Source organism: Pseudomonas sp. COR18 (assembly GCF_048568395.1).
Taxonomy (GTDB): domain Bacteria; phylum Pseudomonadota; class Gammaproteobacteria; order Pseudomonadales; family Pseudomonadaceae; genus Aquipseudomonas; species Aquipseudomonas fuscovaginae_B.
In genome coordinates, this window is record NZ_CP183808.1 from 2,550,997 (window position 1) to 2,566,361 (window position 15,365).

The window sequence follows — 15,365 nt, forward strand, 5'->3', positions numbered from 1 at the left end:
TCGACGATTTTATCCACAGACCCCACCGATAAGTTGTTTCAGTACCAGCGCTGCTCACCCGCCGGACGCTTCTTGAAGCGTTTCATGCTCCACATGTACTGGCTCGGATAGGCCCGCACGTAGCGCTCGACCACCTTGCTCATGGCCGCGGCCGAGACTTCGGCATCGGTGCTGTACATCTCCTCTGGCGCCGCTTCGAGGATCACCTTGAAGCCCGAACCATCGGGCAGGCGCAGCGCGTGCAGGAACACCCCGACCGCCTTGCCGCCGGCGAGCATGTTCGGCACGAACTTGCTGGTCAGGGCCCGGGTACCGAGGAACGGCACGAACACCCCGGCGGACTCGGCCGGCTCCGGGTCGGCGGGGATGCCCACCGAGCCGCCCTTGCGCACTTCCTTGATGACGCTGAGGATGCCTTCCTTGGTCGAGGCCGCCACGCGGTTGCCCAACTGCACCCGCTGCTTGCGCAGCAGTTCGTCGACCGCCTTGAGCTTGGGCGGACGGTAGAAAATGATCGGTTTGCACTGGCTGCAGTAGAAGTGATTGAGCACTTCCCAGTTGCCCAGGTGGCTGGTGATGCCGACCACGCCCTTGCCCGAGGCCAGCGCCTCCTTCAGCACATCGAGGCCTTCGACCTCGCGCACCAGCGCGATCGAGCGCTCGGCCGGCCAGATCCAGGCACAGGCGCTTTCGGTCAGGGACTTGCCGATATCCTTGAGGCTCTGTCCGACCAGTTGTTCGCGAGCGACCGGATCGAGTTCGGGAAAACACTTGGCCAGGTTGATCCGCACCACGTCGCGGGAACGGTTGGGCAGCTTCCACATCACCCAGCCGATGGCCGAGCCGACACGCTGCACGGCACGCCAGGGCAGCATCGCGAACAACCGCAACGCCCCCACCAGCATGGCGCCTTTAAACTTTTCCACAGGTCACTCCCGGTGTGCTTGGCTAATCGTCAGCCGGCTATTGTAGCCGTGGCGCGGCCAGCGCGGCATAGCTATCACAATCGGTGGTGTGGTCCATGACCATGCCCGAGGCCTGCATGAACGCGTAGCAGATGGTCGGGCCGACGAAGCCGAAGCCGAGCTTCTTCAGCGCCTTGCTCATGGCCTCGGCCTCGGGCGTGACGGCCGGTACCTCGCTGCGATCGCGGAAATGGTGGATCTGCGGCACGCCGCCGACGAAGGACCAGAGCAGCGTCACCGGGTCCTCCAGCTGGAGCCAGGCGCGAGCATTGCGCCGCGCCGCCTCGAGCTTCAGGCGGTTGCGCACGATCCCCGGATCGAGCAGCAGGGTTTGCAGGTAGTCATCGCTCATGTCGGCGACTTTCCGCACATCGAAACCGAACAGAACCTTACGGTAGTGCTCGCGTTTTTTCAGGATGGTGATCCACGAAAGCCCGGCCTGGAACCCTTCGAGCAAAAGCAACTCGAACAGTCGCTGCCCATCGCGCAGCGGTACGCCCCACTCCCGATCGTGGTAGTCCATGTACAGGGGATCGTCGTTGCACCAAAAGCAGCGTGGCATAAGGCTCCAGGGAGGCGGAGGCGCGACCTAATCGGGTATACTCCCGCCTTTTGAATCGCAGCCCAAGTAACAGGTGAATTTCGTGAGCCAGCCTACGCCAGCCGTGCGTACCTTCCAAGACTTGATTCTCGCCCTCCAGCAATACTGGGCCGAGCAAGGTTGTGTGGTACTTCAGCCCTACGATATGGAAGTAGGCGCCGGGACTTTCCATACCGCCACGTTCCTGCGCGCCATCGGCCCGGAAACCTGGAACGCCGCCTACGTACAGCCCAGCCGTCGCCCGACTGACGGCCGCTACGGCGAGAACCCGAACCGCCTGCAGCACTACTACCAGTTCCAGGTGGTGCTCAAGCCCAACCCTGACAACTTCCAGGAGCTGTACCTGGGCTCGCTCAAGGCCGTCGGCCTGGACCCGCTGGTGCACGACATCCGCTTCGTCGAGGACAACTGGGAATCGCCGACCCTCGGCGCCTGGGGCCTGGGCTGGGAAGTCTGGCTCAACGGCATGGAAGTCACCCAGTTCACCTACTTCCAGCAGGCCGGCGGCATCGAGTGCTACCCGGTCACCGGCGAAATCACCTACGGCCTCGAGCGCCTGGCGATGTACCTGCAGGGCGTCGATTCGGTCTACGACCTGGTCTGGGCCGACGGTCCGTTCGGCAAGGTGACCTACGGCGACGTGTTCCACCAGAACGAGGTGGAGCAGTCGACCTACAACTTCGAACACGCCAACGTCGAGAAGCTGTTCGAACTGTTCGATTTCTATGAAAGCGAAGCCAAGCGCCTGATCGAGCTGGATGAGCCGCTGCCGTTGCCGAGCTATGAAATGGTCCTCAAGGCCTCGCACACCTTCAACCTGCTGGATGCACGCCGGGCCATCTCGGTGACCGCGCGTCAGCAGTACATCCTGCGTGTGCGCACCCTGGCGCGTTCCGTCGCCCAAGCCTACCTGCTGGCACGTGCCAAGCTGGGCTTCCCGATGGCAACCCCGGACCTGCGTGATGAAGTGTTGGCTAAGTTGGAGGCGGCACAATGAGTGCGCAAGATTTTCTGGTAGAACTGGGCACTGAAGAACTGCCACCCAAGGCCCTCAATACCCTGGCCGAGGCGTTCCTGGCCGGTATCGAGAAAGGCCTGCAGGCCGCCGGCCTGAGCTTCGAAGCCAAGCAGGTCTACGCCGCGCCACGCCGCCTGGCGGTGGTGCTCAAGCAACTGCAGACCCAGCAGCCGGACCGCAGCATCAACCTCGACGGCCCGCCACGCCAGGCCGCCTTCGATGCCGAGGGCAACCCGACCCAGGCCGCCCTGGGCTTCGCCAAGAAGTGCGGCGTCGAGCTGAGCGAGATCGACCAGAGCGGGCCGAAGCTGCGCTACAGCCAGAACATTCCGGGCAAACCGACCGCCAGCCTGCTGCCGACCATCGTCGAGGACTCGCTGAACGACCTGCCGATTCCCAAGCGCATGCGCTGGGCCGCGCGCAAGGAAGAGTTCGTGCGTCCGACCCAGTGGCTGGTGATGCTGCTCGGTGACCAGGTCATCGACTGCACCATCCTCGCCCAGAAGGCCGGTCGCGAGTCCCGTGGCCACCGTTTCCACCACCCGGAAAACGTCCGTATCGGCTCGCCGGCCAGCTACCTCGACGACCTGCGTGCCGCCTACGTGCTGGCCGACGCCAACGAGCGTCGCGAGCTGATCAGCAAGCGCACCACCGAGCTTGCAACGATGCAGGAAGGCACGGCGATCATGCCGCCGGACCTGCTCGACGAAGTGACGGCACTGGTGGAGTGGCCGGTACCGCTGGTGTGCTCGTTCGAGGAACGTTTCCTCGAAGTGCCACAGGAAGCCCTGATCACCACCATGCAGGACAACCAGAAGTACTTCTGCCTGCTGGACGTCGATGGCAAGCTGCTGCCGCGCTTCATCACCGTGGCCAACATCGAGAGCAAGGATCCGAAGCAGATCATCGCCGGTAACGAGAAGGTCGTGCGCCCACGCCTGACCGACGCCGAGTTCTTCTTCAAGCAGGACAAGAAGCAGCCGCTGCAGGATTTCAACCTGCGCCTGCAGAACGTGGTGTTCCAGGAGAAGCTGGGCAGCGTCTACGACAAGGCCGAGCGTGTCTCGAAGCTGGCCGCGTTCATCGCCCCGCGCATCGGCGGCGACGCCCAGCGTGCGGCCCGGGCAGGCCTGTTGTCCAAGTGCGACCTGGCCACCGAGATGGTCGGCGAGTTCCCGGAAATGCAAGGTATCGCCGGTTACTACTACGCCCTCAATGACGGCGAGCCGGAAGACGTTGCCCTGGCCCTGAACGAGCAGTACATGCCACGTGGTGCCGGTGCCGCCGAACTGCCAAGCACCCTGACCGGTGCCGCGGTGGCGATCGCCGACAAGCTCGACACCCTGGTCGGGATCTTCGGTATCGGCATGCTGCCGACCGGCAGCAAGGACCCCTACGCCCTGCGCCGTGCCGCCCTGGGCGTGCTGCGCATCCTGATCGACAAGAAACTCGACCTCGACCTGATCGAGACCGTGGCCTTCGCGGTCAACGCGTACGGAGCCAAGGTCAAGGCCGCGGGCCTCTCCGACCAGGTGCTGGAGTTCATCTTCGACCGCCTGCGTGCCCGTTACGAGGACGAAGGCATCGACGTCGCCACCTACCTGTCGGTGCGTGCCCTGAAGCCGGGCTCGGCCCTGGACTTCGACCAGCGCGTCCAGGCGGTGCAGAAGTTCCGTCAGTTGCCGGAAGCCGCAGCCCTGGCCGCGGTGAACAAGCGTGTATCGAACCTGATCAGCAAGGCCGAACCGACCATTTTCTCGACAGTCGATCCGAAGTACTTCGACAATGCGAAAGAGTTCTCCATGCACTCGGCCATCCAGCAAGCCGACAAGGACGTCCAGCCGCTGATGGAGAAACGCGAGTATGCCGAGGCACTGGCACGCCTGGCCGCCCTGCGCGAATCCGTCGATGCCTTCTTCGAAGCGGTCATGGTCAACGCCGAGAACGAAGACGTGCGCAAGAACCGCTACGCCTTGCTTGCACGTCTGCGCGGGTTGTTCCTCAACATCGCCGACATTTCGCTGCTAGGCTGAGGACGCGACTTGAAGCTGCTGATACTCGATCGCGACGGGGTGATCAACCAGGACTCCGACGCCTACATCAAGTCGGTGGAGGAGTGGATTCCGATCCCCGGGTCGATCGAAGCCATCGCGCAGTTGAGCAGGGCGGGCTGGACGGTCGCCGTGGCGACCAACCAGTCCGGCATCGCCCGCGGCTACTACGACCTCGCGACCCTGGACGCCATGCACGAGCGCCTGCGCTCGCTGGTGGCGCAACAGGGTGGCGAGCTCGGGCTGGTGGTGTATTGCCCTCATGGGCCGGACGAGGGCTGCGATTGCCGCAAGCCCAAGCCGGGCATGCTCAGGACCATCGCCGCGCATTATGGCGTTGAACTGGCTAGGCTATGGTTTGTCGGCGACAGCCTCGGTGACCTGGAGGCCGCCAGCGCCGTCGATTGCCAGCCCGTTCTGGTAAAGACCGGCAAGGGCGAAAAGACCCTGGGGAAAACCCTGCCGGTGGGCACGCTGATCTTTGACGATCTGGCGGCCGTCGCGGCTGAGCTTATCCACAACTAGCGCCTTTCTGACTTCCTGATCAAGGACTGTTCAGGGGTTCACTTATTAACAGGCGGGCAATGCCCGCAACGGTAAATGTCGCTATGTCGATCCTGCAGGCCATCAGAACCTTTTTCTTTTACCTGCTGCTGGGCACCAGTTCGCTGCTGTGGTGCTCCCTGAGCTTTTTCGTCGCGCCGTTCCTGCCGTTCAAGGCGCGCTATCGCTTCATCAACGTGTACTGGTGCCGCTGCGCGCTGTGGCTGACCAAGGTATTCCTGAATATCCGGGTCGAGGTGCAAGGTGCACACAACGTTCCCGAGCGGCCCTGCGTGATTCTGTCGAACCACCAGAGCACCTGGGAAACGTTCTTCCTGTCGGCCTATTTCTCGCCCTTGAGCCAGGTGCTCAAGCGTGAGTTGCTCTACGTGCCGTTCTTCGGCTGGGCCATGGCCATGCTGCGGCCGATCGCCATCGACCGGGACAACCCGAAGGAAGCGCTCAAGCACGTGGCGAAAAAGGGCGATGAGTTGCTCAAGGACCACACCTGGGTGCTGATCTTTCCGGAGGGCACTCGCGTGCCCTACGGTACCATCGGCAAGTTTTCCCGCGGCGGTACGGCGCTGGCGGTGAATGCCGAGCTGCCCGTGCTGCCGGTAGCCCACAATGCCGGCAAATTCTGGCCGAAGACCGGTTGGGCGAAGAAACCGGGCACCATCACCGTGGTGATCGGCGCCCCGATGTACGCCGAAGGCACCGGCCCACGGGCCATTGCCGACCTGAACGAGCGGGTCCAGGCCTGGAACGAGAACGCCCAGCGTGAGATGGGTTCACTGCCGCCGGTAGCGGCTGCCGAAGCACCCAGCGCCGCCTGACCGATCTGTGGATAACTTGTGCACAAGATTTTGATATTTCTTGAAATAGCCACGTAAGTAGATGATTTATATACTTATTTCTCTGTATGACTATTCAATGTAAATCGTGCATAAGTTTTTTCGAGCAATAAAAAAACCGGCTTTCATGCCGGTTTTTTCATGCCTGCGAATCTCTCAGACCTTGTCGATATCCACATCCCGGGTTTCTTTCAGGCAGAACAGCCCGACCACCAGGCTCACGCCGGTGATCAGCACCGGATACCAGAGGCCATAGAAGATATCCCCGGTGTAGACCACCAGGGCGAACGACACGGTCGGCAGGAAGCCACCGAACCAGCCGTTACCGATATGGTAGGGCAGGGACATGGAGGTGTAGCGGATCCGGGTCGGGAACAGTTCGACCATCACCGCCGCCAGCGGACCGTAGGTCATGGTCGCGATCAGGATCAGCAGCACGATCAGCAACACCACCATCGGCTGGTTCACCGTCGCGGCCTCGGCCTTGGCCGGGTAGCCGGCCTGGCCGATCGCCGCGCGCATGGCCGCCTCGTCGAAGCCGTTGATCTTCTGCGCGCCCACGGTGACCGTCACCTCGCTGCCCGCTGCAGCCGACTGGGAACTGTAGGGCAGGCCCTGCTTGACCAGGAAGGTCTTGACCTTGTCGCAGGGGCTGTCGAAACGCGCCTTGCCCACCGGGTCAAACTGGAAGGTGCAGCCGGCCGGGTCGGCCGTCACCACGATCGGTGCCTGCCGGCTGGCGGCATCGATCTGTGGGTTGGCGTAATGGCTGAGGGCCTTGAACAGCGGGAAGTAGCAGACCGTCGCCAGCAGCAGGCCCATCATCAGGATCGGCTTGCGCCCGACCTTGTCCGAAAGCCAGCCGAACAGCACGAAGAACGGCGCACCGATCACCACGCTGATGATCAGCAGGGTGTTGGCCTGGCCCGGGTCCATCTTGAGCATCTGGGTCATGAAGAACAGGACATAGAACTGCGCGGTGTAGAAGGTCACCGCCTGCCCGGCATTGATACTGAAGAGGGCGGTGAGAACGATCTTCAGGTTCTGCCAGGAGCCGAAGGACTCACGGATCGGTGAATGACTGGCCTTGCCCTGGGCCTTCATTTTCACGAAGGCCGGTGACTCGTGCATGCTCATGCGAATCCAGGTGGAAATAGCCAGCAGGACGATCGACAGCAGGAACGGCAGCCGCCAGCCCCAGGTTTCGAACTGGTCACCGCTGATGTAGCGGCTGGCCAGGACCACCAGCAGCGACAGCAACAGGCCGAGGGTGGCCGTGGACTGGATCCAGCCGGTGTGGAAACCGCGTTTCCCAGTGGGCGCGTGTTCGGCCACATAAGTGGCGGCACCCCCGTACTCGCCTCCCAGCGCCAACCCCTGAAGCATGCGCAGCAACACGAGGATGATCGGCGCGGCGATGCCGATACTGGCGTAGGTCGGCAGCAGGCCGACGGCGAAGGTCGACAGCCCCATCAGTACGATGGTCATGAGAAAGGTGTACTTGCGGCCGATCATGTCCCCCAGCCGGCCGAACACCAGCGCACCGAAGGGCCGCACCAGGAAGCCGGCGGCGAAGGCCATCAGGGCGAAGATGAACGCCGTGGTGTCGTTGACCCCGGCGAAGAACTGCTTGCTGATGACGGCGGCCAGGGCACCGTAGAGAAAAAAGTCATACCACTCGAAAACCGTCCCGAGGGATGACGCAAAAATGATCCGGCGCTCTTCCTTGCCGCTGCTGGCAGAGACAGACGCCGACTGTTGCTGGATGTAGTCCGACATGAGTGATGTCCTCGGCCTCGTGGGCCACAGTGATTATTCTTGTTGTTCCACTGTGGACTCCGGCTGACTGCCACCGGAGTCCGTGTCTTGCTCGTTACCGATCTTTCTTTTGACCGCTCCTGTCATCCGCCTGAACAGCGCAATCCGCACCGCCTGCTCCTACAGGATTGTGGATAACTCCGCCGCAGGCGTCCGGACATCTGCCAGGATCATCTGCGCCGCCTTCTCGGCAATCATCACCGTGGGCGAACAGGTATTGCCCGAGGTGATCTGCGGCATGATCGAGGCATCGGCCACTCGCAGGCCCGGTACCCCATGCACCCGCAAGCGGGCATCGACGACGTCCTGCACACCGTGGCCCATGCGACAGGTACCCACCGGGTGAAAGATGGTGGTGCCGATCTTCGCCGCCGCTTCGTGCAGCTGTTCCTCGCTTTGCAAGGCCGGGCCGGGCAGGTACTCCTCGGGGGCAAAGCGGCGCAGGGCAGGGGAGGCGACAATGCGTCGGGTCAGGCGAATCGCCTCGGCGGCGACCTTCAGGTCCTCGGGGTCACTGAGGTAATTGGGGTCGATCAGCGGAGCAGCGCCCGGATCGGCCGAACGGATGTCGATGCGCCCGCGGCTCTGCGGACGCAGATTGCACACCGAAGCAGTGAACGCCGGAAAGCGATGCAGCGGCTCGCCAAAGCGCTCCAGCGACAGCGGCTGCACGTGGTATTGCAGGTTCGCCGACGTCTGCTCCGGGCTCGACTTCACGAACGCGCCCAGTTGACTCGGCGCCATCGCCAACGGACCACTGCGGTCGTAGAGATATCGCAGGCCCATGCCGGCCTTGCCCCACAAGCTATTGGCCATCTGGTTGAGGGTCCGGGCATTGCTGAGCTTGTAGATCAGCCGCAATTGCAGGTGATCCTGCAGGTTGCCGCCGACCCCCGGCAGTTCGTGGCACACGCCGATCCCCAGGCTCTCCAGCAGCGGTCGCGGGCCGATCCCGGAACGTTGCAGAATCCCCGGCGAACCGACCGAACCGGCACACAGGATGATTTCCCGACGGGCCGGGAACAGATGTTCTTCGCCTTGCCAGCGCGCCAGCACCGACGTTGCCCGACCTTTTTCCAAGTTGACCCGGTCGACCTGTACGCCGGTGAGGACGGTCAGGTTGGGGCGCTTGAGTACCGGCCGCAGGAACGCCTTGGCCGAATTCCAGCGTACCCCGGAGCGCTGGTTGACCTGAAAGTATCCACAGCCCTCATTATCCCCCGTATTGAAATCACTGACACTGGCGATACCGTTTTCAGCAGCCGCCTCACGGAACGCATCGAGAATCGGCCAGGAATAACGCTGCTGTTCCACCCGCCACTCACCGGTGTCGCTGTGGAACTCCCCACTACCGCCGAAGTGATTTTCGCTGTGCTTGAACAGCGGCAACAGGTCCTTCCAGGCCCAGCCCGGATTGCCCTGTTCGGCCCAGCGGTCATAGTCGTGGGCCTGGCCACGCATATAGATCATGCCATTGATCGAGGAACAGCCACCGAGCACCTTGCCCCGAGGATAACTCAGGCTGCGGCCCTGCAGGCCGGGTTGCGATTCGGTCTTGAAGCACCAGTCGGTGCGTGGGTTGCCGATGCAGAACAGATAGCCGACGGGGATGTGGATCCACGGGTAGTTGTCCCGGCCACCGGCTTCGAGCAGCAGCACGTTGTTGCTCGGGTCGGCGGACAGCCGATTGGCCAGCACGCAGCCAGCTGGCCCGGCACCGACGATCACGTAGTCATAAGGCAAATGGGCAGATGCCATGAGGACCTCGCCTTTATTGTTCTTGTATCAGCCCATGTTATTGATTAGTTTCGGGATGAAAACCTTCGTTTTTGCGCAAGTGCTGTGCGTTTTCAAGCAGGCAGGTGAACCCCACGATTCACAAGGAAGCTCAATGTTTGACTGGAACGATCTGCGTTTTTTTCTCGAACTGCAGCGCAGCGGCCGCCTGCTGACCGCGGCCAAGCGGTTGAATACCACCCACAGCACCGTGGCCCGGCATATCGAGACCATCGAGCAGAGCCTTGGCACCGCGCTGTTCGTCCAGCATGCCCAGGGCTACGAGCTGACCCCCGCCGGCCAGGCCCTGCTCAAGCATGCCGAAGCCATGGAAAACGTGGCACTGCTGGCCCAGGAAGAGATCACCCAGGCCATCGCGCCGCTGGGCAAGATCCGCCTGGGGGTCACCGAAGGCATCGGCATCATGTTTCTCACTTCGCGCCTGGGGGCGCTGTTCGAGCGCTATCCGGGGCTGGAGGTAGAACTGGTGGCCGTACCGCGCTTCGTCAGCATCCTCAACCGCGAGGCCGAGATCAGCATCCATCTGGACCGCCCCCACGCCGACATGCTGATCACCCGCAAGCTCACCGACTACCGCCTGGCCCTCTACGCCAGCCCGGCCTACCTGGCCCGGGCGCCCCGCCTGGAAACCCGTGACGATCTCTCGGAGCACCAGTGGATCGGCTATGTGGATGACCTGCTGTTCAGCCAGGAGCTGCTGTTCCTCGACGACTTCTGCCGCTCGCCGAACGTGACCCTGCGCAGCACCAGCGTGGTCGCCCAGCAGATCGCCGCCCGGGCCGGACTGGGCATTGCGGTGTTGCCCAACTACATGGCCAAGGATGATCCGGAGCTGGTGCGGGTACTGCCGCAGGAGACGATCCAGCGCAGCTACTGGATCAGTACCCGCCGTGAGTTGCACAAGTCGGTGCGGTTGCGGGTGGTGTGGGATTTTCTGTTGACGCTGTGTGCCCAGGAACAAGCGGTGTTGCTGGCCGAATGAGGCAATAAGAAAGCCCGCTTGCGCGGGCTTTCTTGAGCAGCGAGCCACCGGGAATCAGAAGTCCAGGTTGGCCACCGACAGGGCATTGCTCTCGATGAAGTCGCGGCGTGGTTCGACCGCATCGCCCATCAGGGTGTTGAAGATCTGGTCCGCCGCGATGGCGTCTTCGATCGTCACTTTCAGCATCCGGCGAACGGTCGGATCCATGGTGGTTTCCCACAGCTGATCCGGGTTCATCTCACCCAGCCCCTTGTATCGCTGGATGGTGTGGCGCTTGGTACTTTCAGCCATCAGCCAGTCCAGGGCTTCCTTGAACTCGGTCACGGCTTTCTTGCGTTCGCCACGCTGGATGTAGGCCCCCTCGTCGAGCAGCGAGCTCAGTTGCGCGCCCAGGGTGACCACGGTCTTGTAGTCGTTGCTGCCGAAGAAGTCGCGGTTGAAGGTGACGTAGCTCGACAGGCCATGGGAGATCAGTTCCACCTCCGGCAGCCAGACGTTACGCTCACGGTCTTCGCGCAGGCTGGTCTTGTAGACCAGGCCGGACTTCTCGCTCAGGCGCAGGCGGGCATCGTACTTGGCCAGCCATTCCTGCATCGCCGAATGATCGCCCAGTTGCTCAAGGCTTACCGCCGGCAGGTAGATGAAGTGCTCGGTCAGCTCCTGTGGATAGATACGCGACAGGCGCTTGAGGGTCTTCATCACCATGCGGAAGTCATTGACCAGACGCTCCAGCGCCTCGCCGGAAACACCCGGCGCGTCTTCATTCAGGTGCAGGCTGGCGTCTTCGAGAGCCGACTGCGTCATGTATTCTTCCATGGCGTCGTCGTCCTTGATGTACTGCTCCTGCTTGCCTTTCTTCACCTTGTACAGCGGTGGCTGGGCAATGTAGATGTAACCGCGCTCGATCAGCTCCGGCAACTGACGGAAGAAGAAGGTCAGCAGCAGGGTACGAATGTGCGAACCGTCGACGTCAGCATCGGTCATGATGATGATATTGTGATAACGCAGCTTCTCGATGTTGTACTCTTCGCGACCGATGCCACAACCCAACGCGGTGATCAGCGTGCCCACTTCCTGGGACGAGATCATCTTGTCGAAACGAGCCTTCTCGACGTTGAGGATCTTGCCCTTGAGCGGCAGGATCGCCTGGGTCCGACGGTTGCGACCCTGCTTGGCGGAACCGCCTGCGGAGTCACCCTCCACCAGGTACAGTTCGGAAAGGGCAGGGTCCTTCTCCTGGCAGTCAGCCAGTTTGCCCGGCAGGCCGGCGATATCCAGCGCACCTTTGCGGCGGGTCATCTCACGGGCCTTGCGCGCCGCTTCACGGGCACGAGCGGCATCGATCATCTTGCCGACCACCAGCTTGGCTTCGTTGGGGTTCTCCAGCAGGAAGTCGGAGAAGTACTTGCCCATTTCCTGCTCGACCGCACCCTTGACCTCGGACGACACCAGTTTGTCCTTGGTCTGGGAACTGAACTTCGGATCCGGCACCTTGACCGAGATGATCGCCGTCAGGCCTTCACGCGCATCGTCACCGGTGGTGGCGACCTTGTGCTTCTTCGCCAGACCTTCCTGTTCGATGTAGTTGTTCAGGTTACGGGTCAGTGCGGAGCGGAAGCCCACCAGGTGGGTACCGCCATCACGCTGAGGAATGTTGTTGGTGAAGCACAGCAGGTTTTCGTTGAAGCTGTCGTTCCACTGCAGGGCGATTTCCACGCCGATGCCGTCTTCACGCTGGATGTTGAAGTGGAACACCTGGTTGACCGTGGTCTTGTTGGTGTTCAGGTATTCAACGAAGGCACGCAGGCCACCCTCGTATTTGAACATCTCTTCCTTGCCGGTGCGCTCGTCACGCAGCAGGATGCCGACGCCGGAGTTGAGGAAGGACAGCTCGCGAATCCGCTTGGCCAGGATGTCCCAACTGAAGTGGATGTTCTTGAAGGTTTCGGCGGAAGCCTTGAAGTGGATCTGGGTACCTGTGGTTTCGCTGTCGCCAACGATAGCCATCGGTGCCTGGGGTACGCCGTGGACATAGGTCTGTTCCCAGATCTTGCCGCTACGGCGGACGGTCAGAACCAGCTCTTCGGACAGGGCGTTCACCACCGACACACCCACACCGTGCAGGCCGCCGGATACCTTATAGGAGTTGTCGTCGAACTTACCGCCAGCGTGCAGCACGGTCATGATGACTTCGGCTGCGGAGACGCCTTCCTCCTTGTGTACATCGACCGGGATGCCGCGGCCGTTGTCGCGAACGGAGATCGACTCGTCCGGGTGGATAGTGACGCAGATGTCGTCGCAGTAACCAGCCAGCGCTTCGTCGATGGAGTTGTCGAGCACCTCGAACACCATGTGGTGCAGACCGCTACCATCATCGGTGTCGCCAATGTACATACCGGGACGTTTGCGTACGGCATCCAAACCTTTCAGCACCTTGATGCTGTTCGAGTCGTACGTATTTTCTTCGCTCATGCCTTCACTCCCGATGGTCGTGGGTCTGGGTGATACAGCCCTGTTCCACGTGGAACAGCGCAACTGGCGTTTCCGTCTGCCAGCCTTCCCTCAGTAATTCGTGGTCTACACAGGTGATGAACACCTGGCAGCGTAATTCTTCAAGCAAACGACATAGTGCGCGGCGGTGCTGGTCGTCCAGTTCGGACGGCAAGTCATCCACCAGATAAATACATTGCCCGCGCCGGGCCTGACTCACCAGGTGTCCCTGGGCAATGCGCAACGCGCAGACCACCAGTTTCTGCTGCCCCCGCGACAGAATGTCTGCGGCGTTGTGTGCGCCCAATCGAAGACGCAAGTCAGCTCGCTGTGGTCCAGCCTGGGTATGGCCCATCTGCTGGTCCCGCTGCAGGGAGGAGGCGAGCACGGCGCTCAGCTCTTTTTCCTTGTCCCAGCCACGGTAATAGCTCAGCGTCAGCCCCTCGAGTTCGACTAGTTCGCTCAAGGTCTGCTCAAAGACTGGTTTCAAGGCTTTGATATAGGCGCGGCGGTATTCATCGATTTCGGCACTGGCCAGGCACAGTTCCCGGTCCCAGGCCGCTTGCGAAGCGGCGTCAAGTGTACCATGCCGCAGCCACGAGTTCCGCTGCCGCAGGGCCTTCTGCAGGCGCTGCCAGGTCGACATGAAGCGCGGTTCCACGTGGAACACTCCCCAGTCGAGGAACTGCCGACGAATCTTCGGCGCCCCCTCCAACAGACGAAAGCTGTCGGGGTTGATCAACTGCAGCGGCAGGATTTCCGCCAACTGCGCGGCGCTCCTGGCATTCTGCCCGTCGATGCGGATCTGGAATTCCCCCTGGCGATCGCGGGATATCCCCAAGGCGCTCTGCCCACCCTCGGCCAGTTCGACGTGGCCGAACACCGTACAGGCCAACTGCTCGTACTGGATCACCGGCAGCAGACGGGTGCTGCGGAACGAACGGGCCAGCCCCAGCAGGTGGATGGCTTCCAGCACGCTGGTTTTGCCGCTGCCGTTGGCGCCGTAAAGGATATTGATACGCGGGGAGGGGGAGAAGGTCACCGGGTGCAGGTTGCGCACCGCGGTGACCGAAACACGGCTGAGGGACATCTAGCGTGTGCTGAACATATAAAGGAGGGGCACGGTTACAGGCGCATCGGCATGACGACGTAGGCCGAGTCATCGTTGTCCGATTCCTGCAGCAGCGCACTGCTGTTGGAGTCGGACAGGATCAGGCGCACCTGCTCGGTGGTCATCACGCCCAGCACGTCCAGCAGGTAGCTGACGTTGAAGCCGATTTCCAGGGAGCCGCCGTTGTAATCGACGCCCACTTCTTCTTCCGCCTCTTCCTGCTCGGGGTTGTTGGCCTGGATCTTCAATTGACCACTGGCCAGTTGCAGACGGATGCCGCGATACTTCTCGTTGGACAGGATCGCGGTACGGCTGAAGGCTTCGCGCAGTGCCTGGCGGTCACCCAGTACCAGCTTGTCCCCGCCTTTTGGCAGGACGCGCTCGTAGTCGGGGAACTTGCCGTCGACCAGCTTGGAGGTGAAGGTGAACTCACCGGTGGTGGCGCGGATGTGGTGCTGACCCAGCACGATGCTGACGTTGCCTTCCGGCTCGGTGAGCAGGCGGGCCAGTTCCAGGATACCCTTGCGCGGCACAATCACCTGGTGACGGTCCTGCTGGCCGATGTCGGCCTGCATGGAGCACATCGCCAGGCGGTGGCCGTCGGTGGCCACGGCACGGATCACGCCGGCGGACACTTCCAGCAGCATGCCGTTGAGATAGTAGCGCACGTCCTGCTGGGCCATGGCGAAGCTGGTGCGCTCGATCAGGCGACGCAGCTTGCTTTGCTCCAGGCTGCAGGTCAGCGAACCCGGGCCTTCTTCCACAGTCGGGAAATCGTTGGCAGGCAGGGTCGACAGGGTGAAGCGGCTGCGGCCGGCCTTGACCACCAGTTTCTGCTCGTCGACCTTGATGTCGATCAGGGCATCGTTCGGCAGGCTCTTGCAGATATCCATCAGCTTGCGCGCCGGTACGGTGATCTCACCGGGTTCGGCAGGCTCTTCGAGCTGGACGCGGCCGACCAGTTCGACTTCGAGGTCGGTACCGGTCAGCGACAGTTGCTGGCCTTCGACGACCAGCAGCACATTGGAGAGCACCGGCAAGGTCTGGCGGCGCTCGACGACGCCTGCGACCAGTTGCAGGGGTTTCAACAGGGCTTCGCGTTGAATGGTGAAATGCATGGTCTAGTCCCTTGCCT

At 62.1% G+C, this 15,365-nt stretch carries 12 protein-coding genes; 5 read left to right on the top strand and 7 right to left on the bottom strand.

The window, feature by feature from the left end; all coding sequences use genetic code 11:
* Positions 1 to 38: 38 nt before the first annotated feature.
* Both ACM62G_RS11720 and ACM62G_RS11725 read right to left on the bottom strand, forming a co-directional pair.
* Positions 39 to 926, bottom strand: coding sequence for a lysophospholipid acyltransferase (locus tag ACM62G_RS11720; RefSeq protein WP_419737196.1), 888 nt, complete (start codon positions 924 to 926; stop codon positions 39 to 41).
* A 37-nt stretch (positions 927 to 963) separates the two neighbouring features.
* Complete coding sequence (locus ACM62G_RS11725) at positions 964 to 1,527, bottom strand: DNA-3-methyladenine glycosylase I (RefSeq protein ID WP_054063419.1); 564 nt, start codon at positions 1,525 to 1,527, stop codon at positions 964 to 966.
* Between the two features lie 82 nt (positions 1,528 to 1,609).
* On the opposite strand from ACM62G_RS11725, the gene glyQ reads away from it, so the two are divergent.
* From glyQ to ACM62G_RS11745, 4 genes are all read left to right on the top strand, one after another.
* Positions 1,610 to 2,563, top strand: a complete 954-nt coding sequence (gene glyQ / locus ACM62G_RS11730; protein WP_054056415.1) for a glycine--tRNA ligase subunit alpha — start codon at positions 1,610 to 1,612, stop codon at positions 2,561 to 2,563.
* Entirely contained in the window at positions 2,560 to 4,617 is a 2,058-nt protein-coding gene (glyS, locus tag ACM62G_RS11735) for a glycine--tRNA ligase subunit beta (RefSeq protein ID WP_054056416.1), read from the top strand. The genes glyQ and glyS overlap by 4 nt, the downstream gene beginning before the upstream one ends.
* Before the next feature lie 9 nt (positions 4,618 to 4,626).
* Positions 4,627 to 5,160 carry a D-glycero-beta-D-manno-heptose 1,7-bisphosphate 7-phosphatase gene (gene gmhB, locus ACM62G_RS11740; protein ID WP_054056417.1) on the top strand — a complete coding sequence of 178 codons (534 nt, stop codon included), beginning with the start codon at positions 4,627 to 4,629 and terminating at the stop codon, positions 5,158 to 5,160.
* Positions 5,161 to 5,243: 83 nt separating this feature from the next.
* Positions 5,244 to 6,014, top strand: coding sequence for a lysophospholipid acyltransferase family protein (locus ACM62G_RS11745; protein WP_054056418.1), 771 nt, complete (start codon positions 5,244 to 5,246; stop codon positions 6,012 to 6,014).
* Between the two features lie 174 nt (positions 6,015 to 6,188).
* Here ACM62G_RS11745 and ACM62G_RS11750 read toward each other — a convergent pair whose 3' ends face one another.
* Positions 6,189 to 7,811, bottom strand: a complete 1,623-nt coding sequence (locus tag ACM62G_RS11750; RefSeq protein ID WP_273819568.1) for an MFS transporter — start codon at positions 7,809 to 7,811, stop codon at positions 6,189 to 6,191.
* 159 nt (positions 7,812 to 7,970) lie between these two features.
* Positions 7,971 to 9,608, bottom strand: a complete 1,638-nt coding sequence (locus ACM62G_RS11755; protein WP_273819569.1) for a GMC family oxidoreductase — start codon at positions 9,606 to 9,608, stop codon at positions 7,971 to 7,973.
* Positions 9,609 to 9,741: 133 nt separating this feature from the next.
* On the opposite strand from ACM62G_RS11755, the gene ACM62G_RS11760 reads away from it, so the two are divergent.
* Entirely contained in the window at positions 9,742 to 10,629 is an 888-nt protein-coding gene (locus tag ACM62G_RS11760; protein WP_273819570.1) for a LysR family transcriptional regulator, read from the top strand.
* Between the two features lie 54 nt (positions 10,630 to 10,683).
* On the opposite strand, the gene gyrB is transcribed toward ACM62G_RS11760, so the two are convergent.
* Genes gyrB through dnaN form a run of 3 tightly spaced genes read right to left on the bottom strand, consistent with a single transcriptional unit; the run spans position 10,684 to position 15,348 of the window.
* Positions 10,684 to 13,101 (bottom strand): DNA topoisomerase (ATP-hydrolyzing) subunit B, encoded by a 2,418-nt coding sequence (gyrB, locus tag ACM62G_RS11765; protein WP_273819571.1) that lies wholly within the window; start codon positions 13,099 to 13,101, stop codon positions 10,684 to 10,686.
* Positions 13,102 to 13,105: 4 nt separating this feature from the next.
* Entirely contained in the window at positions 13,106 to 14,209 is a 1,104-nt protein-coding gene (gene recF, locus ACM62G_RS11770) for a DNA replication/repair protein RecF (RefSeq protein ID WP_419737197.1), read from the bottom strand.
* A gap of 35 nt (positions 14,210 to 14,244) precedes the next feature.
* The gene (dnaN, locus tag ACM62G_RS11775; RefSeq protein ID WP_054056424.1) at positions 14,245 to 15,348 is read right to left on the bottom strand and encodes a DNA polymerase III subunit beta; all 1,104 of its coding nucleotides are present in this window, start codon (positions 15,346 to 15,348) and stop codon (positions 14,245 to 14,247) included.
* Positions 15,349 to 15,365 lie beyond the last annotated feature (17 nt).

Bases quoted from the DNA above. Each gene is read 5' to 3' on its own strand.
- ACM62G_RS11725 (WP_054063419.1), bottom strand. From the start codon at position 1,527: ATGCCACGCTGCTTTTGGTGCAACGACGATCCCCTGTACATGGACTAC.
- glyS (WP_054056416.1), top strand. From the start codon at position 2,560: ATGAGTGCGCAAGATTTTCTGGTAGAACTGGGCACTGAAGAACTGCCA.
- ACM62G_RS11745 (WP_054056418.1), top strand. From the start codon at position 5,244: ATGTCGATCCTGCAGGCCATCAGAACCTTTTTCTTTTACCTGCTGCTG.
- ACM62G_RS11750 (WP_273819568.1), bottom strand. From the start codon at position 7,811: ATGTCGGACTACATCCAGCAACAGTCGGCGTCTGTCTCTGCCAGCAGC.
- ACM62G_RS11755 (WP_273819569.1), bottom strand. From the start codon at position 9,608: ATGGCATCTGCCCATTTGCCTTATGACTACGTGATCGTCGGTGCCGGG.
- ACM62G_RS11760 (WP_273819570.1), top strand. From the start codon at position 9,742: ATGTTTGACTGGAACGATCTGCGTTTTTTTCTCGAACTGCAGCGCAGC.
- gyrB (WP_273819571.1), bottom strand. From the start codon at position 13,101: ATGAGCGAAGAAAATACGTACGACTCGAACAGCATCAAGGTGCTGAAA.
- recF (WP_419737197.1), bottom strand. From the start codon at position 14,209: ATGTCCCTCAGCCGTGTTTCGGTCACCGCGGTGCGCAACCTGCACCCG.
- dnaN (WP_054056424.1), bottom strand. From the start codon at position 15,348: ATGCATTTCACCATTCAACGCGAAGCCCTGTTGAAACCCCTGCAACTG.